Genomic DNA, 19,460 nt, shown 5'->3' on the forward strand with positions numbered 1-19,460 from the left:
GTCAGTCGACCTCCTCGACCGTCACGAGGTGGCGCACGGCGTGCAGCATGCCGCGCACCTCGGGACGGTCCTCGCGAACGGCCACGTCGTTCACACGCTTCAGACCGAGCGTCCGCAGCGTGTCGCGGTGGTTCTGCTTGGTCCCGATGACGGAACGCTTCTGGGTGATCTTCAGGCGGGTCATCACGCACTCACCCCGGCACGCGCCCGCAGCAGGGCGGCGGGCGCCACGTCCTCGAGCGGCAGACCGCGGCGGGCGGCGATCTCCTCCGGGCGCTGCAGCCCGCGGAGCGCCGCCACCGTGGCGTGCACGATGTTGATCGGGTTGGCGGAGCCGAGCGACTTGCTCAGCACGTCGTGGATGCCCGCGCACTCCAGCACGGCACGCACCGGGCCGCCGGCGATCACACCGGTACCCGGCGAGGCCGGCTTGAGCAGCACGACACCCGCGGCCTCCTCACCCTGGATCGGGTGCGGGATGGTGCCCTGGATGCGGGGGACCTTGAAGAAGTGCTTCTTGGCCTCCTCCACACCCTTGGCGATGGCGGCCGGCACCTCCTTGGCCTTGCCGTAACCGACACCCACGGTGCCGTCGCCGTCGCCCACCACGACCAGCGCGGTGAAGCTGAAGCGGCGACCGCCCTTCACAACCTTGGCGACACGGTTGATCGCGACGACGCGCTCGACGTACGCGGTCTTCTCGGCGGCAGCGCCGCCGTCCCGGCCCTTACGGTCCCGCCGCTCGCCGCCACCGGCGCCGCCACCGCGACGCTGTGGTCCAGCCATTGGAATTACCTCTCTCGTTTACGTCCGCTGACCCGGATGCGGCTCAGAACCTGAGCCCGGCTTCACGGGCGGCGTCGGCCAGAGCGGCAATCCGCCCTGCGTACTTGTTGCCCCCGCGGTCGAACACGACGGTCTCGATGCCCTGCGCCTTCGCACGCTCGGCGACCAGCGCGCCGACCTGCTGGGCCTGCGAGCTCTTGTCGCCCTCGCCGCCACGGATGGAGCCGTCCATGGTGGACGCCGAGGCGAGCGTGTGGCCCGCCAGGTCGTCGATGACCTGGGCGACCATGTGGCGGTTGGAGCGCGTCACGACCAGCCGCGGGCGCTCGGGAGTGCCCGAGATCTTCTTGCGGATGCGGATGTGCCGGCGCTTGGCGGCGGCGCGCTTGTAGGCGTCGCCCTTAGCGATCTTCACGCCGTATGCCATGGCTTACTTACCAGCCTTTCCGACCTTGCGGCGGATGACCTCGCCCGCGTACTTCACGCCCTTGGCCTTGTACGGGTCGGGCCTGCGGAGCTTGCGGATGTTCGCCGCGACCTCGCCGACCTTCTGCTTGTCGATGCCCTGGACCGAGAACTTGGTCGGGGACTCGACGGCGAAGGTGATGCCCTCGGGGGCCGGCACGAGGATCGGGTGGCTGTAGCCCAGGGAGAACTCCAGATCGGAGCCCTTGGCCTGGACGCGGTAGCCGACACCGCTGATCTCGAGAGCCTTGGTGAATCCGTCGGTCACGCCAGTGATCATGTTCGCCACCAGCGTGCGGGACAGGCCGTGCAGGGCCTTGTTCCGGCTCTCGTCGTTGGGACGGGTAACGACGATCGCGCCGTCCTCGTCCTTGGCGACATCGATGGGCGCGGCGACGGTGTGCGAGAGGGAGCCCTTGGGACCCTTCACAGCGACCGTACGGCCCTCGATGGTGACGTCCACACCGGCGGGAACCTGGATGGGGAGCTTGCCGATACGCGACATGGCTGTTCCTCCGTTCCCTTCCGTTACCAGACGTAGGCGAGGACTTCCCCGCCCACGCCCTTCTTCTGCGCCTGCTTGTCGGTGAGGAGCCCGTGCGACGTGGAGATGATCGCCACGCCCAGGCCGCCGAGCACCTTCGGCAGGTTGGTGGACTTTGCGTAGACCCGAAGACCCGGCTTCGAGATCCGCTTGATACCGGCGATCGAGCGCTCACGGTTCGGACCGAACTTCAGCTCGAGCACGAGGCTCTTGCCCACCTGGGCGTCCTCGGTCTTCCAGCCGGTGATGTAGCCCTCCTGCTGGAGGATCTCCGCGATGTGCGCCTTGATCTTGCTGTGCGGCATCACGACGGAGTCGTGGTAAGCCGAGTTCGCGTTCCGCAGACGCGTGAGCATGTCTGCGATCGGATCGGTCATGGTCATGTGCTGGCCTTCGGCCTCTCTCGCCGGGGTTTCCTGTCTGTGCCGTCCCTCTCCCCGCTCATGCGGCGGGGCGGGTGTGGCACGGGGACCTACGGCGTAGTAAGTCGTACGGGCGGCGGGCGCCCGACCCTCCACCTTACGGGATGCGGGCCGGGCTCCCGGTCGTCCTCCTGGCTCACCGAGAGTCCTGGGCGGCTGCGCGCTGCGCGGCCGTTACCAGGAGCTCTTGGTCACGCCCGGCAGCTCGCCGCGGTGCGCCATCTGGCGGAGGCACACCCGGCAGAGGCCGAACTTGCGGTAGACGGAGTGCGGGCGGCCGCAGCGCTGGCAGCGCGTGTAGGCACGCACGGCGAACTTCGGCTTGCGGGCGGCCTTGGAGATCAGGGCCTTCTTCGCCATGGTCAGTTCTCCTTGAACGGGAAGCCCAGGTGACGAAGGAGCGCGCGGCCCTCGTCGTCCGTGGTCGCCGTGGTGACCACGGTGATGTCCATGCCCCGGACCCGGTCGATCTTGTCCTGGTCGATCTCGTGGAACATGACCTGCTCCGTGAGACCGAAGGTGTAGTTGCCCCGGCCGTCGAACTGCTTCGGCGACAGCCCGCGGAAGTCGCGGATGCGCGGCAGCGCCAGCGACAGCAGGCGGTCCAGGAACTCCCACATCCGGTCGCCCCGCAGCGTCGAGTGGGCGCCGATCGGCTGCCCCTCCCGCAGCTTGAACTGGGCGATGGACTTCCGGGCCTTGGTCACGGCGGGCTTCTGGCCGGTGATCGTGGCGAGGTCCTTGATGGCGCCCTCGATCAGCTTGGAGTCGCGGGCGGCGTCGCCCACGCCCATGTTGACCACGATCTTGGTCAGGGTCGGGATCTGCATGACGTTGGCGTAGCCGAACTCGTCACGCATCTTGCCCGCGATCTCCTCGCGGTAGCGCGCCTTCAGACGCGGCGCAGTGCTGGTGGTGGCAGTCATCAGATGTCCTCACCGGTCCGCTTGGCAACGCGGATCTTGTTGCCGTCCTCGTCGAAGCGGTAACCGACGCGGGTGACCACCTTCTTGCCGTCCTGCTCCACGACGAGCTGTACGTTGCTCACGTGGACGGGGGCCTCGGTCGTCACGATGCCGCCGGTCTTCGAACCGCGCGCGGTCTGGCCGGCCTTGGTGTGCTTCTTGACCCGGTTGACACCCTCGACCAGGACACGGTCCTCGCGGGGCATGGCCTTGATGACCTTGCCCTGCTTGCCCTTGTCCTTGCCGGTGATGACCTGGACCAGGTCGCCCTTCTTGATCTTCATCGTCACAGCACCTCCGGCGCGAGCGAGATGATCTTCATGAACTTCTTCTCGCGCAGCTCACGGCCCACCGGGCCGAAGATACGGGTGCCACGGGGGTCGCCGTCGTTCTTGAGGATGACGGCTGCGTTCTCGTCGAAGCGGATGTACGAGCCGTCGGGGCGGCGGCGCTCCTTCACGGTGCGCACGATGACCGCCTTGACGATGTCGCCCTTCTTCACGTTCCCGCCCGGGATCGCGTCCTTGACGGTAGCGACGACGACGTCACCGATGCCCGCGTAGCGCCGGCCCGAACCGCCGAGCACACGGATGGTGAGAATCTCCTTCGCACCCGTGTTGTCGGCGACGCGAAGCCGAGACTCCTGCTGGATCACGTCTATCTCCTGATCGTCTGCCGGTTCCCGGCAGGGCGGTCATCCGCGATGCACGCCCTGCCGAGCCTGGCGGAACTGTCCAGAAGGCTCATGCCTTCAGGAATTACTTGGCCTTCTCGAGGATCTCGACGATGCGCCAGCGCTTGGTCGCCGACAGCGGCCGGGTCTCCATCAGGAGGACGCGGTCACCGACACCGGCGGCGTTCTGCTCGTCGTGCGCCTTGAGCTTGTTGGTACGGCGGATGACCTTGCCGTACAGCGCGTGCTTGACGCGGTCCTCGACGGCGACGACGACGGTCTTGTCCATCTTGTCGCTGACGACGAGGCCCTCGCGGGTCTTGCGGAAGCCGCGCTGCTGCTTCCCCTCGGCGGAGCTGTTCTCTGGTGTAGTCACATTCGTCTCGCTCATCAGGCGCTCTCCACCGTCTCGATGCCGAGTTCACGCTCACGCATGAGGGTGTAGATCCGGGCGATGTCCTTCCGGACGGCCTTCAGCCGGCCGTGGTTCTCGAGCTGTCCGGTCGCCGCCTGGAAGCGGAGGTTGAACAGCTCCTCCTTGGCCTCGCGCAGCTTCGCAACGAGCTCCTCGCTGCCGAGCTCACGCAGCTCGGACGCCTTGGTACCGGCCGCCATCACGACTCACCTGCCTCGCGCTTAACGATCCGGCACTTCATCGGAAGCTTGTGAGACGCCCGGAGGAGCGCCTCCTTCGCGATCCGCTCGTTCGGGTAGGACAGCTCGAACATCACCCGGCCGGGCTTGACGTTCGCGACCCACCACTCCGGCGAGCCCTTACCGGAACCCATGCGGGTCTCGGCGGGCTTCTTGGTCAGCGGACGGTCCGGGAAGATGTTGATCCACACCTTGCCGCCACGCTTGATGTGCCGGGTCATCGAGATACGCGCGGCCTCGATCTGCCGGTTCGTGACGTACGCCGGGGTCACGGCCTGGATGCCGTACTCACCGAACGCCAGCTCGGTGCCGCCCTTGGCCATGCCCTTGCGCTTCGGGTGGTGCTGCTTGCGGTGCTTGACCCTGCGCGGGATCAGCATGGGTCAGCTCTCCTTTCCGGAAGCTGTGGGCTCGGCCGCGGCGGCGGCGGGAGCAGCGGCCTCGGCCGACTTCGGGGCGTCGGACTGCGCCTGCTGCCCCTGCGGCTTGCGGCGGCGGTCGCCACGGCGCGGACGGTCGCCGCCACGCGACGGGCGGTTGCCGGCGCGGGCCGCGGCGTTCTCGGCGCGGACCTCGGCGATGTTCTTCACGTCGCCCTTGTAGATCCAGACCTTCACGCCGATGCGGCCGAAGGTCGTACGAGCCTCGAAGAAGCCGTAGTCGACGTTGGCCCGGAGGGTGTGCAGGGGCACGCGGCCCTCGCGGTAGAACTCCGAGCGGGACATCTCGGCACCGCCGAGACGACCGCCGCACTGGATCTTGATCCCCTTGGCGCCCGCCTTCATGGCCGTCTGCATGCTCTTGCGCATGGCGCGGCGGAAGGAGACCCGGGAGGAGAGCTGCTCCGCGACCGCCTGGGCCACGAGCTGCGCGTCCGTCTCCGGGTTCTTCACCTCGAGGATGTTGAACTGGATCTGCTTGCCGGTCAGCTTCTCCAGGTTGCCCCGGAGACGATCGGCCTCGGCGCCGCGGCGCCCAATGACGATGCCCGGACGCGCGGTGTGCACGTCCACGCGAACACGGTCCCGGGTGCGCTCGATCTCCACCTTGGAGATACCGGCCCGCTCCATACCCTGGGTGAGCATGCGGCGGATCGCGACGTCTTCCTTGATGTAGTCCTTGTAGAGCTTGTCGGCGTACCAGCGCGACTTGAAGTCGGTCGTGACGCCGAGCCGGAACCCGTGCGGGTTTACCTTCTGGCCCATTACCGGGTTCCTTCCTTGCTGCTGACGACCACGGTGATGTGGCTGGTCCGCTTACGGATCCGGTAGGCACGGCCCTGGGCGCGCGGCCGGAACCGCTTCAGGGTCGGGCCCTCGTCGACGTAGGCCTCGGAGATGTAGAGGCTGTCGACGTCCGTGTGGTCGTAGTTGTGCGCGGCATTGGCAATGGCGCTGTCCAGCACCTTGCCGACCGGAACGCTCGCGGCCTGCGGGGCGAAACGCAGGACCGCCTGAGCCTCCGTGGCGTCCATGCCACGGACGAGGTCCACCACCCGGCGGGCCTTCATGGGCGTGACGCGCACATAGCGCGCGGAGGCCCTGGCTTCCATGGTTGTCCCTTCGGTGTCAGTCATGGTCTTCACACCCGCCCGTCAGCGACGACGCGACTTGCGGTCGTCCTTCACGTGGCCGCGGAAGGTGCGGGTCGGCGCGAACTCGCCGAGCTTGTGGCCGACCATCGACTCGGTGACGAACACCGGGACGTGCTTGCGACCGTCGTGCACCGCGATCGTGTGGCCGAGCATCGCCGGGACGATCATCGAGCGGCGGGACCAGGTCTTGATGACGTTCTTGGTGCCTGCTTCGTTCTGCGCGTCCACCTTCTTGGTCAGGTGGTCGTCGACGAAGGGCCCCTTCTTGAGACTGCGCGGCATCGAAAACCCCGCCTCCTAGCGCTTCTTGTTCGTCTTGCGGCGGCGGACGATGTACTTGTTGCTGGCCTTCTTCGGACGGCGCGTACGGCCCTCCTTCTGGCCCCACGGCGACACCGGGTGACGACCACCGGAGGTGCGGCCCTCACCACCACCGTGCGGGTGGTCGATCGGGTTCATGACCACACCGCGCACGGTCGGGCGGACGCCCTTCCAGCGCATCCGGCCGGCCTTGCCCCAGTTGATGTTCGACTGCTCGGCGTTGCCGACCTCGCCGACGGTGGCGCGGCAGCGGACGTCGACCAGGCGGATCTCACCGGACGGCATGCGCAGGTGGGCCATGCGGCCCTCCTTCGCCAGGAGCTGCACGGAGGCGCCGGCCGAGCGGGCGAACTTCGCACCGCCGCCGGGCCGCAGCTCGATGGCGTGGATGGTCGTACCGACCGGGATGTTGCGCAGCGCCAGGTTGTTGCCCGGCTTGATGTCCGCGCCGGGGCCGTTCTCCACCCGGTCGCCCTGCTTCAGGCCGGCGGGGGCGAGGACGTAGCGCTTCTCGCCGTCCACGTAGTGCAGCAGCGCGATGCGCGCGGTGCGGTTCGGGTCGTACTCGATGTGCGCGACCTTGGCCGGCACGCCGTCCTTGTCGTGCCGACGGAAGTCGATCACACGGTAGGCACGCTTGTGGCCGCCGCCCTGGTGGCGGACGGTCACACGACCGGCGTTGTTACGGCCGCCCTTGCTGTGCAGCGGGCGGACCAGTGACTTCTCCGGCGTGTCCCGCGTGATCTCGACGAAGTCGGCGACACTGGCGCCACGACGGCCCGGAGTCGTCGGCTTGTACTTGCGGATACCCATTTCTCAGTCCTCGGAAGATTCCGGACTTCTCACGTCCCGGCCCCCGTCAGGAGACCGGACCGCCGAAGATGTCGATGCGGTCGCCCTCAGCGAGGGTCACGATCGCGCGCTTGGTGTCGGGACGCTTGCCGTAACCGGTGCGGGTGCGCTTGCGCTTGCCCTGCCGGTTGATCGTGTTGACCCCGATGACCTTGACCGAGAAGACCGCTTCGACGGCCTGCTTGATCTGGGTCTTGTTGGCGCGCGGGTCGACGATGAACGTGTACTTGTTCTCGTCCAGCAGCGCGTAGCTCTTCTCCGAGACCACCGGCTTGATCAGCACGTCACGGGGGTCCGTGTACGTCTTGCTGGTCACCGCGGCGGCCGTGGCGGTCGCCTCGCTCATCAGGCTTCGCTCCCTTCGAGCTCAGCCCCGGCGGCGGCCTTCTGCGGGCCGGCCACGAAGGACTCGAAGGCGGCCTTCGTGAAGACCACGTCGTCGGAGACGAGCACGTCGTACGTGTTCAGCTGGCCCGGCTCCAGGAGGTGCACCTGGGGCAGGTTGCGGGCGGACAGCCACGCGGTCTCGTCGGAACGCTCGGCGACCAGCAGCACGTGCTTGCGGTCGCTGATCTTCCCGAGCAGCGCCTTGGCGGCCCTGGTGGAGATGTCGCCCTCCACCACGCCGCTGACGACGTGGACGCGGCCGTGCCGGGCCCGGTCGGAGAGGGCGCCGCGGAGCGCGGCCGCCTTCATCTTCTTGGGCGTCCGCTGCGAGTAGTCGCGCGGCACCGGACCGTGCACGGTGCCACCGCCGGCGAACTGCGGTGCCCGGGTCGAGCCCTGGCGGGCGCGGCCGGTGCCCTTCTGGCGGTACGGCTTCTTGCCGCCGCCGCGGACCTCGCCGCGGGTCTTGGTCTTGTGCGTGCCCTGCCGGGCAGCGGCCAGCTGGGCGACGACGACCTGGTGGATCAGCGGGACGCTGACCTGCACGTCGAAGATCTCCGCGGGGAGCTCGACGGTCCCGGTCTTGTCGCCTGCCGGCGAAAGGATGTCAACGGTGCTCATGGTTAACCTCAGGCCCCCTTGGCCGCGCTACGGACCAGGACGAGGCCGCCGTTCGGACCGGGAACCGCGCCCTTGATGAGCAGCAGGCCCTTCTCCGCGTCAACGGCATGGACGGTCAGGTTCTGGGTGGTGACCCGCTCGTTGCCCATGCGGCCGGCCATCCGGGTGCCCTTGAAGACACGGCCGGGGGTCGCGCAGCCGCCGATGGCGCCCGGCTTGCGGTGGATGCGGTGGGCACCGTGCGAGGCCTTGCCGCCCTTGAAGCCGTGGCGCTTCATGCCGCCGGCGAAGCCCTTGCCCTTGCTCTTGCCGGTCACGTCGACCTTGAGGCCGGACTCGAACACCTCGGCGGTGATCTCCTGGCCCAGGTCGTACTCGCCGGCGTCCGCGGTGCGGATCTCGACGAGGTGGCGGCGCGGGGTCACGTCGGCCTTGGCGAAGTGGCCCTTGAGCGGCTTGTTCACCTTGCGCGGGTCGATCTCGCCGAAGGCGATCTGGACGGCGTCGTAGCCGTCCTTGTCGTTCGTGCGCACCTGGGTCACGACGCAGGGACCGGCCTTGACGACGGTCACGGGGACGACACGGTTGTTCTCGTCCCAGACCTGGGTCATGCCGAGCTTCTCGCCCAGGACGCCCTTGATCTGCTTGGTCATCTCTACCGCGCCTCTCAGAGCTTGATCTCGATGTCGACGCCGGCCGGCAGGTCCAGGCGCATCAGCGAGTCAACGGTCTTGGGCGTCGGATCGAGGATGTCGATCAGCCGCTTGTGGGTACGCATCTCGAAGTGCTCGCGCGAGTCCTTGTACTTGTGCGGCGACTTGATGACGCAGTACACGTTCTTCTCTGTGGGCAGCGGCACCGGGCCCGCGACCGACGCACCGGTACGGGTCACCGTCTCGACGATCTTCTTCGCCGAGTTGTCGATGACCTCGTGGTCGTAGGCCTTGAGCCGGATGCGGATCTTCTGTCCCGCCATGGCTACTTCGTAGTCCTGTCTCTCGTCACGCTCTGGAACCCGTGGGCGGACGGCCTCCGACCCCCTCCGCTCCGACCCACGCGGTCGGGCGTGTCGCAGCCCTCCCCGTGCGTCGCCGCAGGGATTCCTCGAGGATGAGGGGGGATCGGGGGTGAGAACCCACCGGGTGCCTGGTCGGAGCCCCTCCCGCACTTCCCGGAAGATTCCCGTACTTCCGCTCCTGATGAGGAGCGACGAGTACCTCGGGACTCGCTTCCAGTCCTCCCGGCGGGAGGCGCACGGCATCGGCACTCAACCGAGCAACCGGAACAGTGTGCCACAGCGGACTCGGCCCACGCCAATCGGGGCGCATCGGGCGCCGGGGGCGCCCGCGCGGCGTCGCACTGCCGCTCGGGGAGAGCGTACGGCACCGGACGCCCGTACGTGCGAACACACGGCAGCGCGCCGTGCCGCGCGGCCCCGGCGCAGCGGCACGACAGGGCGACACGGCGTGTCGTGGGGGTGTCGCGGGGAGTGCAGGGGCGGGTCGCGGCGTGTCGAAGCCGTGCGGCGCGCAGGCGGGTCGCAGCGCCCGGACGACCGTGGTGGCGCGAAACCGTCCCCGCCGGTGCACCGGGGGCCGGGCCCGGGCAACTCTCGGGGAGAGAGACTTGAGACCCGAGACCAGGGAGACGCCCATGCCGCCATCCGTCCCACGCTCCGCCACCCGTGTCGCCGCGCCCGGCGCCGCGCGCCCCGTGCCGCCGAGCGGGGCGGCACGGTGACCGCGCCGGAGCAGCCGCCTGCCGGCGGCGCCCCGCCGGACACCCCGCCGGACCCCGTCGGGGACACGACCGCGTCCGGGGACGGCACCACCACCGTCTTCACCGGCTTCCGGCTGTGGTCCGGCGAGCAAGGACCGACCGGGCCCGAGGGGTGGTTGCGCATCCGGGACGGCCGGGTGCTGGACTCCGGCGAGGGCAGCCCGCCCGCAGCGGACCGCACCGTCCACGGGAACGGCCGCCACCTGCTGCCCGGCTTCGTCGACAACCACCTGCACCTCACCGGCGCGGCCCTGCTCTCCGGCGCCCCGGACGGCGCAGCCTGGCAGTCCTGGGACGAGGCCGCCGCCGCGCTGGAGCGGGAGGCCGCGACGGCCCCCGCGAACGGCTGGCTGCTGGCGCACGGCCTGGACCTGGACCGGTTCGGACCGCCCCCGCGCCTGCTCGCCGCCCGGCTGGCGGAGGCGGCGGGCGGGCGCCGGGTGCTGCTGGCCGACCGCTCGCTGCACCGCGGTGCCGCCTCCTCCCCCGTGCTCCGGGAGCTCAGCACGTCCGGGCTCCCCCGGTACGACGTGCCGCACGGCCGGGACCGCGGGGTGCTCTACGAGTCGGCCTTCGGCCGCGCCTGGGGCACTGCGCTGCGGGACCGCGCCGGGGCGGTCGAGGAGGCGCTGGACGGCGTCGCGGCCACGTTGCTCTCGCTCGGCGTCACCCGGGCGCACGAGCCCGGGGTCTCCGTGGCGCAGGCCGCGGGCCTCGCCCGGCTGGCCGCCCGCACGCCACTGCGGCTGAGCTGGTCGCTCGCGGAACCGGACGGCTTCCTCGACGCGGCCCGCCCGGAGACCGCGGCGGCCACCGCGGAGGCGGGCGCCACCGGGGTGAAGGTCTTCCTGGACGGTGCGCACCGCTGCGCGATGTGCCTGCCCGCGCCCGTGGCCTGGCGTTCCCTGCGGGTGACCGCCGCCACGAGCCTGCGCGACCGCACGGCCTGGCCCTGGGCGGCGCTGCTGTCCGCACGCCCCCGGCTGGAGGGCTCCCATGTGCACTCCGGCGACCTCCGGCTGGCGGACGACGCGCTGCGCCACGTCGCGGACGCCGACGGCGCCGGCCTGCTCCGGGTGCACGCCATGGGCAACCGGGCACTCACCCAGGCCGCACGGGTGCTCAGCGGCCGCCGGGCGGTCCTGGAGCACGCCATGGCGGTGGACGAGGCGGGTCTCGCGGCGCTGGCCGGGTCGGGGCTGGCAGTGAGCACCCAGCCGGGCTTCCTCGGCTCCTACGGCGAGGCGATCCGGGCACGGGGCATGCAACCGGAGTTCTCGCTCTTCCCGCTGCGCGCGCTGCGGGAGGCCGGGGTGCCGGTGGCGATCAGCTCCGACCACCCCTGCGGGCCGCTGGACCCGCTGGGCAACCTCCGGTACGCCGTGCACCGCCGCACCCCGGACGGCCGGGAGCTGGACGCCGGGCAGGCGCTGCGGCCCGGGGAGGCAGTGCAGGCCGCGGGCCCGGTGGCGGCCCGGCAGCTCGACGGGCCGGACCGGCCCGCCGGGCTGGAGCCCGGCGCCCCGGCCGACCTGGTGCTCTGCGACGGAGAACCGGCGGCGGAGGCGACCCGGGCGGTCGCGACGTATGTCGGCGGCCGCCGGGTGTGGAGCGCCGCGGGCGGCACTTCGCCGCCTGCGTAGCACGCGGCGACGACCCCCGCGCGGAGGGCGGGACGGTCCTGGCGCGCCGCACGCGGGACCGTCCGCACGCGGAGCGCACGGGGCGGCCCCGGCCCGTGGCGCGCGGGGCCGCCCCGGCGCGCGGAGGCGGCCGGACCCGGCCGGCCCCGCGGCACGACCAGGGCCCTTCGCCCCGTGCTGCACGGATTCGTCCGTTCCGCGCCCTAGACTGCGCTCGCAGCGGGCGCGGACGACGAGGCGGGCGACAGGCGTGGACTGGTGGACGCGGAACATCGTGGAGCCGGGCAAGCTGCCGCTGCTGCTGGCGCTGATCTCCTTCGTCCTCGCCTTCGTCGTGACCCGGGTGATCACCCGGGCGATCCGCGCCGGCCGGGGCCCGTTCCGGAACGTCACGCCGGGCGGCATGCACATCCACCATGTGGTGCCGGGCCTCCTGCTGATGACCGTGGGCGGCTTCACCGCCTTCGCCGGCGGACGGCACGGCGTGGGCGCCGGCATCGCCGCGGTCGTCTTCGGCGTGGGGACCGGGCTGGTGCTGGACGAGTTCGCGCTGGTGCTGCACCTGCACGACGTCTACTGGAGCGAGGAGGGCACCCGCAGCGTCGAGGTGGTCGTACTCACCTTCGCCCTGACCCTGCTGATGCTCGCCGGCTTCGCGCCGTTCGGTGTGAACGGCCTCACCGACGACGAGGCCCAGGACCGCCTGAGCGGTGCGCTCACGGTCTGCGGGAACTTCCTCTGCGTCCTGGTGACCCTGGTGAAGGGGAAGCCGGTGACGGCCCTGGTCGGGGTGCTGGTCCCGCCGGCTGCCCTGTTCGGGGCCGTGCGGCTGGCCCGCCCGGGCTCCCTCTGGGCGAAGCGCCTCTACCGGCGGCGACCGCGGTCGCGGCGCCGGGCCACCGAACGGGCGGCGCGGCACGACCGGCGCTGGGGTCCGCTGCAGCGACGCTTCTACGACCTGGTCGGCGGCGCGCCGGACGGCTGACCCCGGCCGCGCCGCGCCGCCCGGCGCCGCCTGGCGTCCCCGGGCGCCGGCCACCCGCCGGGCCCCCTTGCCACCGCCCCCGCGGAGCCCTACAGTCCGGCGGGAGAGGGGCTGGGAGCGCTCCCATAGGCCGTGACGCGGTCTACCACGAGGGGACACGATGACTCACATCCGCTCCGCCGCGACGGCGGTGCTGGCCGTACTCGGCGCACTGGCCGCCGTGCTGACCACGGCGCCGGCCGCGCACGCGGACGTCCAGATCTGCGAGCAGTACGGCACCGCCGTCGTCCAGGACCAGTACGTCGCGCAGAACAACCGCTGGGGCACCAGCGAGACCCAGTGCATCAACGTCACCGGCACCGGCTTCGAGCTCACCCGGGCCGACGGCTCCGTCCCGACCAACGGCGCCCCGAAGTCGTACCCGTCGCTCTTCAACGGCTGCCACTACACCAACTGCTCTCCCGGCACCCGGCTGCCGAAGCAGATCGGCACCATCGGCAGCGCGCCCAGCAGCATCTCGTACGGCTTCGTCGACGACGCCGTCTACAACGCCTCCTACGACATCTGGCTCGACCCGTCGCCCCGCACCGACGGGGTGAACCAGACGGAGATCATGATCTGGTTCAACCGCGTCGGACCGGTCCAGCCCATCGGCTCCCCGGTCGGCACCGCGCAGGTCGGCGGGCGCACCTGGGAGGTGTGGACCGGCAGCAACGGCATGAACGACGTGATCTCCTTCCTCGCGCCGTCGGCCGTCCCGAGCTGGAGCTTCGACGTGATGGACTTCGTCGGCGAGGCCGTCGACCACGGGCTGGCGGACGAGTCCTGGTACCTGACCAGCGTGCAGGCCGGCTTCGAGCCCTGGCAGGGCGGCGCCGGGCTGGCCGTGCACTCCTTCTCCTCCACGGTGCAGGACGGGTCGCCCGGCGACGGGGACGACGGGGACGACCCGACGGACCCCGCGGCCGGCTGCCGGGTCGCCTACGAGCCGCAGACCTGGTCGAACGGGTTCACCGCCGAGGTGACGGTCACCAACACCGGCGGCACCGCGGTCGACGGCTGGGAGCTGGGCTTCACGCTGCCCTCCGGACAGCGGATCACCAACGCCTGGAACGCCGATATCAGCCCGTCCGACGGCGCCGTGACCGCGCGCAACGCGAGCCACAACGCACGGATCGCGGCCGACGGCGGCACCGCCTCCTTCGGCTTCCAGGGCTCCCTCTCCGGGTCAGCCTTCACCGAGCCGCAGGCCTTCACCCTCAACGGCACCGCCTGCGACGTGAGCTGAGCGCCTCCGGCCCACCGCACCAGCGCACCGCGGGGCCCGCCCACACCACCGGGTGGGCCGGGCCCCGCCCGCTCACCCCTTCGGGTGGCGGCCAGACGAAAACCACCTATGCCTCCGGCACATGCTCCTAGCGTGCGGCGCATGGTCAGTTCATCCCACGAGGCGATGCACCGCATCTTCCAGGAGGACCCGGGAGTCTTCGCCCGCACCTTCCGGGATCTCGGTCTCCCCTTCCGCGAACCCGCCGCAGTCTCGCTGCTGCCGACCGATCTCACCGAGATCCGGCCGCTGGAACGCCGGCTGGACACCCTGCTGCGCTTCGACCTCGCCACCGGAGAGAGCTTTCTCCTCGCCGTCGAGGCACAGGGCAAGAAGGACCCGGACAAGCACGCGAGCTGGGCGTACTACCTGGCACACCTGTACGCCAAGTACAAGCTGCCGCCGGTGCTGCTGGTGGTGTGCCAGGACCAGCGGACCGCCGCCTGGGCCGAGGCCCCGGCACGCATCGGGCCACCCGAGTGGCCTGCCCTCACCCTGCGCCCGCTCGTGCTCGGCCCGCACAACGTGCCGGCCATCACCGATCCCGCCCGTGCCGCGCAGGACATCCCGCTCGCCACGCTGTCGGCGATGACGCACGGCAAGGATCCGCATGCCGATGAGATACTGAGGGCGCTGGCCTCCGCCCTGAAGACGCTCGACGAAGACACCGCGAGCATCTTCATCGAAATCACCGAACTCGGCCTGGGCAGCACCCGGGCAGCGCAGACCTGGAGGAACCTGATGGCCGTCGATCTCTCCTTCTTCCGCTCCGAAACCAGCCAGCGTCTCCGGGCCGAGGGCCGCGCCGAAGGCCACGCCGAAGGCCACGCCGAAGGCCGCGCCGAGGGCCACGCCGAAGGCCGCGCCCAAGACATCCTCCTGCTGCTGGAACGCCGCGGTATCGACGTTCCCGACGAGGCACGCCAGCGCATCGCCACCTGCCGGGACCTCGACACCCTCGGTAGCTGGTTCACCCGCGCGGTCGCAGCGACGTCTGCCGACGAGCTCTTCGCCGAGGACTCCTGATGAGCGTCCCGCTCTCCTTCTACCGCTCCATGACCAGCCACCGGCTTCGCGCCGAGGGCCGTATCCAGGGACGCATCGAGGGACGCGTCGAGAGCATTCTTCTGGTACTGGAGAAGCGCGGTATCGAGGTCCCCGACGAGGCGCGTGAGCGCATCACCACCTGCCGGGACTTCGGTATTCTCCGCACCTGGTTCACCCGCGCCGCCACCGTGGCATCCGCCGACGAGCTCTTCGCCCCGCCGGAGAGCTGACCCCGGCGCCCGCCGGCCGACGCACGAAGGGGGCCCGTACGACCGAGGTCGTACGGGCCCCCTTCTCCGGCCGGGGCCGGGAGGTGCGCCTCAGGCGCGGCGGGTCACTTGAGGATCTTGGTGACCTGGCCGGCGCCCACGGTGCGGCCACCCTCGCGGATGGCGAACTTCAGGCCCTCCTCCATGGCGACCGGCTGGATGAGCTGGACGCTCATCTCGGTGTTGTCGCCCGGCATGACCATCTCGGTGCCCTCGGGGAGGGTCACCACGCCGGTCACGTCGGTGGTACGGAAGTAGAACTGCGGGCGGTAGTTGTTGAAGAACGGGGTGTGGCGACCGCCCTCGTCCTTCGACAGGATGTACGCCTGCGCCTCGAACTCCGTGTGCGGGGTGACCGAGCCCGGCTTGATGATGACCTGGCCGCGCTCGACGTCCTCGCGCTTGATGCCGCGGAGCAGCAGACCGACGTTCTCACCGGCCTGGCCCTCGTCCAGCAGCTTCCGGAACATCTCGATACCGGTGACCGTGGTGGACGTCTTGTCGTCCTTGATACCGATGATGTCGACGTTCTCGTTGACCTTGAGGACACCACGCTCGATACGGCCGGTGACGACCGTGCCGCGGCCGGTGATGGTGAAGACGTCCTCGATGGGCATCAGGAACGGCTTGTCGGTGTCGCGCTGCGGCTCCGGGATCGCCTCGTCGACGGCGTGCATCAGGTCGACGACGGACTGGCCCCACTTCTCGTCGCCCTCGAGGGCCTTGAGCGCGGAGACCTTGACGACCGGAACCTCGTCGCCCGGGAACTCGTACTCGGAGAGCAGCTCACGGACCTCGAGCTCCACGAGCTCCATGATCTCCTCGTCGTCCACCATGTCGGCCTTGTTCAGGGCGACGACGATGTACGGCACGCCGACCTGGCGGGCCAGGAGCACGTGCTCCTTGGTCTGCGGCATCGGGCCGTCGGTGGCGGCGACCACGAGGATGGCGCCGTCCATCTGCGCGGCACCGGTGATCATGTTCTTGATGTAGTCCGCGTGACCCGGGCAGTCGACGTGGGCGTAGTGACGGTTCTCCGTCTGGTACTCGACGTGCGCGATGGAGATGGTGATACCGCGCTGGCGCTCCTCGGGAGCCTTGTCGATGTTCTCGAACGCCGAAGCCTCGTTGAGGTCCGGGTAAGCGTCGTGCAGCACCTTGGTGATCGCCGCGGTAAGGGTGGTCTTACCGTGGTCGATGTGACCGATGGTGCCGATGTTGACGTGCGGCTTAGTCCGCTCGAACTTCGCCTTCGCCACTGGGGTCCTCCTGTGGACTGGTGCTGTACGCCCGCCGCGCCTTGCGGAGGGGTTCAGGTGGTCGTACCGAACCGGTCAGGACCCCGAGGGGGATGCCCTTGACCGTTTCGTCTTCTGGGCCGGCGGCCGGGGCCCGACGCAGATCACCGGGTGGGATCACCGGGTGTTCTGCGCCGTATGCCCCGAATGCCTTTGCTCCAGCCTAGTGGGTGCGCAGCTCCGGGAATCCGGAGTTACTCGCCCTTGGCCTTCGCGATGATCTCCTCGGCGACGTTCTTGGGAACCTCGGCGTAGGAGTCGAACTGCATCGAGTAGCTTGCGCGACCGGAGGTCTTGCTGCGCAGGTCACCGACGTAACCGAACATCTCCGAGAGCGGCACCAGGCCCTTGACGAGCTTGTTGACGCCCCGCTCCTCCATGGCCTGAACCTGGCCACGGCGGGAGTTGATGTCGCCGATCACGTCGCCCATGTACTCCTCGGGCGTCGTGACGTCCACGGCCATCATCGGCTCGAGCAGAGCCGGGCTGGCCTTCCGGGCGGCGTCCTTGAAGGCCATCGAACCGGCGATCTTGAACGCCATCTCGGAGGAGTCGACCTCGTGGAACTGCCCGTCGAGCAGGGTCACGCGGACGCCGGTGAGCGGGTAGCCCGCGAGCACGCCGAACTCCATGGCCTCCTGGCAGCCCGCGTCCACGGACGGGATGTACTCCCGCGGGATGCGGCCACCGGTGACCTTGTTGACGAACTCGTAGCCGTCGCCCTCGAGCGGCTCGATCTCGATCTGCACCTTCGCGAACTGGCCGGAACCGCCGGTCTGCTTCTTGTGCGTGTACTCGACCTTCTCGACCCGCTTGCGCAGGGTCTCGCGGTAGGCCACCTGCGGCTTACCGACGTTGGCCTCGACCTTGAACTCGCGCTTCATCCGGTCGACGAGCACGTCGAGGTGCAGCTCGCCCATCCCCGCGATGATGGTCTGGCCGGTCTCCTCGTTCGTCTTGACCTGGAAGGACGGGTCCTCCTCGGCCAGCCGCTGGATCGCGACGCCCAGCTTCTCCTGGTCGCCCTTGGACTTCGGCTCGATGGCGACCTCGATCACCGGGGCCGGGAACTCCATGGACTCCAGGATCACCTGGTTCGTCGCGTCGCAGAGCGTCTCACCGGTGGTGGTCTGCTTCAGCCCCATGACCGCGACGATGTCGCCGGCGCCCACCGAGTCGATCTCCTCACGCTTGTTCGCGTGCATCCGGTAGATCTTCCCGATGCGCTCCTTCTTGCCCTTGACCGAGTTCATCACCTGGCTGCCGGTCTGGATCCGGCCCGAGTAGACCCGGACGAAGGTGAGCTTGCCGAGGTGCGGGTCGCTCGCGATCTTGAAGGCGAGCGCCGACATCGGCTCCTCCTCCGACGGCCGCCGCTTCAGGACCTCGTCCGAGTCCTTCACGGAGTGGCCCTCGATGGCCTCGACGTCCAGCGGCGACGGCAGGTAGCTGACGACCGCGTCGAGCAGCGGCTGCACACCCTTGTTCTTGAACGCGGTACCGCAGAACACCGGGGTGACGGTGGTGCTGCCCTCGGCGCCGGTGGAGGCGAGGGTGATCCGGCGGATCGCCGCGATGAGCTGCTCCTCGGAGGGCTCCTGGCCCTCCAGGTACAGCTCCATCATCTCCTCGTCGTTCTCCGCGACGGCCTCGAGCAGCTTGCCGCGCCACTCCTCGGCGGCCTCGGTGTGCGTGTCCGGGATCTCGACGGTGTCGTACGCCTCGCCCAGCTTGGTCTCGGCGGACCACACCAGGGCCTTCATCTTCACCAGGTCGACGACGCCCTTGAAGTCGGCCTCGGTGCCGATCGGAAGCTGCATGACCAGCGGCACCGCACCCAGGCGGTCCTCGATCATGTCCACGCAGCGGTGGAACTCGGCGCCCGTACGGTCCAGCTTGTTGACGAAGCAGATGCGCGGCACGCCGTAGCGGTCCGCCTGCTGCCAGACGGTCTCGGACTGCGGCTCGACGCCGGCCACCCCGTCGAACACGGTCACGGCACCGTCGAGCACCCGCAGGGAACGCTCCACCTCGACGGTGAAGTCGACGTGGCCCGGGGTGTCGATGATGTTGATCGTGTAGTCGACGTTGTTGAGCGGCCAGTGGCAGGTGGTCGCGGCGGAGGTGATGGTGATGCCGCGCTCCTGCTCCTGCGCCATCCAGTCCATCGTGGCAGCGCCGTCGTGGACCTCACCGATCTTGTAGCTCACACCGGTGTAGAACAGGATCCGCTCAGTGGTGGTCGTCTTGCCCGCGTCGATGTGGGCCATGATCCCGATGTTCCGGACCTTGGCCAGGTCAAGTGAAGTGGTAGCCATGAGGCTTCAGTCTTCTCTCGGTCTCGATGGGGGTAGCGACTACCAGCGGTAGTGCGCGAAGGCCTTGTTGGACTCGGCCATCTTGTGGGTGTCCTCGCGCTTCTTCACGGCGGCGCCGAGCCCGTTGGAGGCGTCGAGCAGCTCGTTCATCAGACGCTCGGTCATGGTCTTCTCGCGGCGGGCGCGGGCGTAGCCGACCAGCCAGCGGAGGGCGAGCGTGGAGGCACGGCCGGGCTTGACCTCGACCGGGACCTGGTACGTCGCACCACCGACGCGGCGGGACTTGACCTCCAGCGTCGGCTTGATGTTGTCCAGCGCGCGCTTCAGGGTGATGACCGGGTCGTTGCCGGTCTTCTCCCGCAGGCCCTCCATGGCGCCGTAGACGATGCGCTCGGCGGTGGAGCGCTTGCCGTTCAGCAGCACCTTGTTGATGAGGGAGGTCACCAGAGGAGTGCCGTACACCGGGTCGATGATCACCGGCCGCTTCGGGGCGGGGCCCTTACGAGGCAT

28 protein-coding genes are annotated in these 19,460 nt (G+C 69.7%); 5 read left to right on the forward strand and 23 right to left on the reverse strand.

Translation table 11 applies throughout. The features are described 5' to 3' along the window. Position 1 precedes the first annotated feature (1 nt). From rpmD to rpsJ, 20 genes are all read right to left on the reverse strand, one after another. Positions 2 to 184: a 50S ribosomal protein L30 gene (gene rpmD, locus HOY81_RS10480; RefSeq protein ID WP_237320005.1), complete on the reverse strand. Its 183-nt coding sequence runs from the start codon at positions 182 to 184 to the stop codon at positions 2 to 4. Then, a complete protein-coding gene (gene rpsE, locus HOY81_RS10485; RefSeq protein ID WP_027738926.1) occupies positions 184 to 786 on the reverse strand; it encodes a 30S ribosomal protein S5 in 603 nt (200 codons plus the stop codon). Before rpsE ends, rpmD begins: the two co-directional genes overlap by 1 nt. Before the next feature lie 43 nt (positions 787 to 829). Further along, entirely contained in the window at positions 830 to 1,213 is a 384-nt protein-coding gene (rplR, locus tag HOY81_RS10490; protein WP_237320006.1) for a 50S ribosomal protein L18, read from the reverse strand. Positions 1,214 to 1,216: 3 nt separating this feature from the next. Next, complete coding sequence (gene rplF / locus HOY81_RS10495) at positions 1,217 to 1,756, reverse strand: 50S ribosomal protein L6 (protein WP_237320007.1); 540 nt, start codon at positions 1,754 to 1,756, stop codon at positions 1,217 to 1,219. Positions 1,757 to 1,779: 23 nt separating this feature from the next. Further along, positions 1,780 to 2,178, reverse strand: a complete 399-nt coding sequence (gene rpsH, locus HOY81_RS10500) for a 30S ribosomal protein S8 (RefSeq protein ID WP_237320008.1) — start codon at positions 2,176 to 2,178, stop codon at positions 1,780 to 1,782. Between the two features lie 213 nt (positions 2,179 to 2,391). Further along, complete coding sequence (locus HOY81_RS10505) at positions 2,392 to 2,577, reverse strand: type Z 30S ribosomal protein S14 (protein WP_070008926.1); 186 nt, start codon at positions 2,575 to 2,577, stop codon at positions 2,392 to 2,394. Between the two features lie 2 nt (positions 2,578 to 2,579). Next, the gene (gene rplE, locus HOY81_RS10510; protein ID WP_237320009.1) at positions 2,580 to 3,143 is read right to left on the reverse strand and encodes a 50S ribosomal protein L5; all 564 of its coding nucleotides are present in this window, start codon (positions 3,141 to 3,143) and stop codon (positions 2,580 to 2,582) included. After that, positions 3,143 to 3,466, reverse strand: coding sequence for a 50S ribosomal protein L24 (rplX, locus tag HOY81_RS10515; protein ID WP_237320010.1), 324 nt, complete (start codon positions 3,464 to 3,466; stop codon positions 3,143 to 3,145). Before rplX ends, rplE begins: the two co-directional genes overlap by 1 nt. A gap of 2 nt (positions 3,467 to 3,468) precedes the next feature. Further along, on the reverse strand, positions 3,469 to 3,837 hold the full coding sequence (rplN, locus tag HOY81_RS10520; RefSeq protein WP_019354942.1) for a 50S ribosomal protein L14: 369 nt from the start codon (positions 3,835 to 3,837) through the stop codon (positions 3,469 to 3,471). 103 nt (positions 3,838 to 3,940) lie between these two features. Continuing rightward, positions 3,941 to 4,246: a 30S ribosomal protein S17 gene (gene rpsQ, locus HOY81_RS10525; protein WP_237320011.1), complete on the reverse strand. Its 306-nt coding sequence runs from the start codon at positions 4,244 to 4,246 to the stop codon at positions 3,941 to 3,943. After that, positions 4,246 to 4,470 (reverse strand): 50S ribosomal protein L29, encoded by a 225-nt coding sequence (rpmC, locus tag HOY81_RS10530; RefSeq protein ID WP_237320012.1) that lies wholly within the window; start codon positions 4,468 to 4,470, stop codon positions 4,246 to 4,248. The genes rpsQ and rpmC overlap by 1 nt, the downstream gene beginning before the upstream one ends. Next, positions 4,470 to 4,889, reverse strand: a complete 420-nt coding sequence (gene rplP / locus HOY81_RS10535; protein ID WP_237320013.1) for a 50S ribosomal protein L16 — start codon at positions 4,887 to 4,889, stop codon at positions 4,470 to 4,472. Before rplP ends, rpmC begins: the two co-directional genes overlap by 1 nt. 3 nt (positions 4,890 to 4,892) lie before the next feature. Then, positions 4,893 to 5,714: a 30S ribosomal protein S3 gene (gene rpsC, locus HOY81_RS10540; protein WP_237320014.1), complete on the reverse strand. Its 822-nt coding sequence runs from the start codon at positions 5,712 to 5,714 to the stop codon at positions 4,893 to 4,895. Next, positions 5,714 to 6,061, reverse strand: coding sequence for a 50S ribosomal protein L22 (gene rplV, locus HOY81_RS10545; protein WP_237320015.1), 348 nt, complete (start codon positions 6,059 to 6,061; stop codon positions 5,714 to 5,716). The genes rpsC and rplV overlap by 1 nt, the downstream gene beginning before the upstream one ends. A 42-nt stretch (positions 6,062 to 6,103) precedes the next feature. Continuing rightward, positions 6,104 to 6,385, reverse strand: a complete 282-nt coding sequence (gene rpsS / locus HOY81_RS10550) for a 30S ribosomal protein S19 (RefSeq protein WP_237320016.1) — start codon at positions 6,383 to 6,385, stop codon at positions 6,104 to 6,106. Positions 6,386 to 6,400: 15 nt separating this feature from the next. Then, the gene (gene rplB, locus HOY81_RS10555) at positions 6,401 to 7,237 is read right to left on the reverse strand and encodes a 50S ribosomal protein L2 (protein WP_237320017.1); all 837 of its coding nucleotides are present in this window, start codon (positions 7,235 to 7,237) and stop codon (positions 6,401 to 6,403) included. Between the two features lie 46 nt (positions 7,238 to 7,283). Continuing rightward, positions 7,284 to 7,622 (reverse strand): 50S ribosomal protein L23, encoded by a 339-nt coding sequence (gene rplW, locus HOY81_RS10560; protein ID WP_237320018.1) that lies wholly within the window; start codon positions 7,620 to 7,622, stop codon positions 7,284 to 7,286. Beyond that, positions 7,622 to 8,284: a 50S ribosomal protein L4 gene (gene rplD / locus HOY81_RS10565; RefSeq protein WP_237320019.1), complete on the reverse strand. Its 663-nt coding sequence runs from the start codon at positions 8,282 to 8,284 to the stop codon at positions 7,622 to 7,624. Before rplD ends, rplW begins: the two co-directional genes overlap by 1 nt. Positions 8,285 to 8,292: 8 nt before the next feature. Next, complete coding sequence (rplC, locus tag HOY81_RS10570; protein ID WP_237320020.1) at positions 8,293 to 8,937, reverse strand: 50S ribosomal protein L3; 645 nt, start codon at positions 8,935 to 8,937, stop codon at positions 8,293 to 8,295. Positions 8,938 to 8,951: 14 nt separating this feature from the next. Beyond that, positions 8,952 to 9,260 (reverse strand): 30S ribosomal protein S10, encoded by a 309-nt coding sequence (rpsJ, locus tag HOY81_RS10575; RefSeq protein ID WP_016473429.1) that lies wholly within the window; start codon positions 9,258 to 9,260, stop codon positions 8,952 to 8,954. 760 nt (positions 9,261 to 10,020) lie between these two features. Here rpsJ and HOY81_RS10580 point away from each other — a divergent pair. The 5 genes from HOY81_RS10580 to HOY81_RS10600 all read left to right on the forward strand — a co-directional run bounded on the left by HOY81_RS10580 (position 10,021) and on the right by HOY81_RS10600 (position 15,295). Next, positions 10,021 to 11,706 (forward strand): amidohydrolase family protein, encoded by a 1,686-nt coding sequence (locus HOY81_RS10580; RefSeq protein WP_237320021.1) that lies wholly within the window; start codon positions 10,021 to 10,023, stop codon positions 11,704 to 11,706. A 250-nt stretch (positions 11,707 to 11,956) separates the two neighbouring features. Continuing rightward, positions 11,957 to 12,691 (forward strand): hypothetical protein, encoded by a 735-nt coding sequence (locus HOY81_RS10585; RefSeq protein WP_237320022.1) that lies wholly within the window; start codon positions 11,957 to 11,959, stop codon positions 12,689 to 12,691. Positions 12,692 to 12,851: 160 nt separating this feature from the next. Then, positions 12,852 to 13,979 (forward strand): cellulose binding domain-containing protein, encoded by a 1,128-nt coding sequence (locus HOY81_RS10590; RefSeq protein WP_237320023.1) that lies wholly within the window; start codon positions 12,852 to 12,854, stop codon positions 13,977 to 13,979. A 141-nt stretch (positions 13,980 to 14,120) separates the two neighbouring features. After that, a complete protein-coding gene (locus tag HOY81_RS10595; protein WP_237320024.1) occupies positions 14,121 to 15,044 on the forward strand; it encodes a hypothetical protein in 924 nt (307 codons plus the stop codon). After that, entirely contained in the window at positions 15,044 to 15,295 is a 252-nt protein-coding gene (locus tag HOY81_RS10600) for a hypothetical protein (RefSeq protein WP_237320025.1), read from the forward strand. The genes HOY81_RS10595 and HOY81_RS10600 overlap by 1 nt, the downstream gene beginning before the upstream one ends. Before the next feature lie 104 nt (positions 15,296 to 15,399). Here the strand turns inward: HOY81_RS10600 and tuf are convergent, their stop codons facing one another. The 3 genes from tuf to rpsG form a co-directional block, all read right to left on the reverse strand. Continuing rightward, entirely contained in the window at positions 15,400 to 16,593 is a 1,194-nt protein-coding gene (tuf, locus tag HOY81_RS10605; protein ID WP_237320026.1) for an elongation factor Tu, read from the reverse strand. Between the two features lie 233 nt (positions 16,594 to 16,826). After that, positions 16,827 to 18,950, reverse strand: coding sequence for an elongation factor G (gene fusA, locus HOY81_RS10610; RefSeq protein ID WP_237320027.1), 2,124 nt, complete (start codon positions 18,948 to 18,950; stop codon positions 16,827 to 16,829). Between the two features lie 39 nt (positions 18,951 to 18,989). After that, positions 18,990 to 19,460 (reverse strand): 30S ribosomal protein S7, encoded by a 471-nt coding sequence (gene rpsG, locus HOY81_RS10615; protein WP_237320028.1) that lies wholly within the window; start codon positions 19,458 to 19,460, stop codon positions 18,990 to 18,992.

The organism is Streptomyces sp. JJ36 (assembly GCF_021696945.1).
Lineage (GTDB): Bacteria > Actinomycetota > Actinomycetes > Streptomycetales > Streptomycetaceae > Streptomyces.

What these genes read in the sequence shown, in the direction of transcription:
- rpmD (WP_237320005.1), bottom strand. Translation starts at nt 184, where the DNA reads ATGACCCGCCTGAAGATCACCCAGAAGCGTTCCGTCATCGGGACCAAG.
- rpsE (WP_027738926.1), bottom strand. Translation starts at nt 786, where the DNA reads ATGGCTGGACCACAGCGTCGCGGTGGCGGCGCCGGTGGCGGCGAGCGG.
- rplR (WP_237320006.1), bottom strand. Translation starts at nt 1,213, where the DNA reads ATGGCATACGGCGTGAAGATCGCTAAGGGCGACGCCTACAAGCGCGCC.
- rplF (WP_237320007.1), bottom strand. Translation starts at nt 1,756, where the DNA reads ATGTCGCGTATCGGCAAGCTCCCCATCCAGGTTCCCGCCGGTGTGGAC.
- rpsH (WP_237320008.1), bottom strand. Translation starts at nt 2,178, where the DNA reads ATGACCATGACCGATCCGATCGCAGACATGCTCACGCGTCTGCGGAAC.
- HOY81_RS10505 (WP_070008926.1), bottom strand. Translation starts at nt 2,577, where the DNA reads ATGGCGAAGAAGGCCCTGATCTCCAAGGCCGCCCGCAAGCCGAAGTTC.
- rplE (WP_237320009.1), bottom strand. Translation starts at nt 3,143, where the DNA reads ATGACTGCCACCACCAGCACTGCGCCGCGTCTGAAGGCGCGCTACCGC.
- rplX (WP_237320010.1), bottom strand. Translation starts at nt 3,466, where the DNA reads ATGAAGATCAAGAAGGGCGACCTGGTCCAGGTCATCACCGGCAAGGAC.
- rpsQ (WP_237320011.1), bottom strand. Translation starts at nt 4,246, where the DNA reads ATGAGCGAGACGAATGTGACTACACCAGAGAACAGCTCCGCCGAGGGG.
- rpmC (WP_237320012.1), bottom strand. Translation starts at nt 4,470, where the DNA reads ATGGCGGCCGGTACCAAGGCGTCCGAGCTGCGTGAGCTCGGCAGCGAG.
- rplP (WP_237320013.1), bottom strand. Translation starts at nt 4,889, where the DNA reads ATGCTGATCCCGCGCAGGGTCAAGCACCGCAAGCAGCACCACCCGAAG.
- rpsC (WP_237320014.1), bottom strand. Translation starts at nt 5,714, where the DNA reads ATGGGCCAGAAGGTAAACCCGCACGGGTTCCGGCTCGGCGTCACGACC.
- rplV (WP_237320015.1), bottom strand. Translation starts at nt 6,061, where the DNA reads ATGGAAGCCAGGGCCTCCGCGCGCTATGTGCGCGTCACGCCCATGAAG.
- rpsS (WP_237320016.1), bottom strand. Translation starts at nt 6,385, where the DNA reads ATGCCGCGCAGTCTCAAGAAGGGGCCCTTCGTCGACGACCACCTGACC.
- rplB (WP_237320017.1), bottom strand. Translation starts at nt 7,237, where the DNA reads ATGGGTATCCGCAAGTACAAGCCGACGACTCCGGGCCGTCGTGGCGCC.
- rplW (WP_237320018.1), bottom strand. Translation starts at nt 7,622, where the DNA reads ATGAGCGAGGCGACCGCCACGGCCGCCGCGGTGACCAGCAAGACGTAC.
- rplD (WP_237320019.1), bottom strand. Translation starts at nt 8,284, where the DNA reads ATGAGCACCGTTGACATCCTTTCGCCGGCAGGCGACAAGACCGGGACC.
- rplC (WP_237320020.1), bottom strand. Translation starts at nt 8,937, where the DNA reads ATGACCAAGCAGATCAAGGGCGTCCTGGGCGAGAAGCTCGGCATGACC.
- rpsJ (WP_016473429.1), bottom strand. Translation starts at nt 9,260, where the DNA reads ATGGCGGGACAGAAGATCCGCATCCGGCTCAAGGCCTACGACCACGAG.
- HOY81_RS10590 (WP_237320023.1), top strand. Translation starts at nt 12,852, where the DNA reads ATGACTCACATCCGCTCCGCCGCGACGGCGGTGCTGGCCGTACTCGGC.
- HOY81_RS10595 (WP_237320024.1), top strand. Translation starts at nt 14,121, where the DNA reads ATGGTCAGTTCATCCCACGAGGCGATGCACCGCATCTTCCAGGAGGAC.
- HOY81_RS10600 (WP_237320025.1), top strand. Translation starts at nt 15,044, where the DNA reads ATGAGCGTCCCGCTCTCCTTCTACCGCTCCATGACCAGCCACCGGCTT.
- fusA (WP_237320027.1), bottom strand. Translation starts at nt 18,950, where the DNA reads ATGGCTACCACTTCACTTGACCTGGCCAAGGTCCGGAACATCGGGATC.
- rpsG (WP_237320028.1), bottom strand. Translation starts at nt 19,460, where the DNA reads ATGCCTCGTAAGGGCCCCGCCCCGAAGCGGCCGGTGATCATCGACCCG.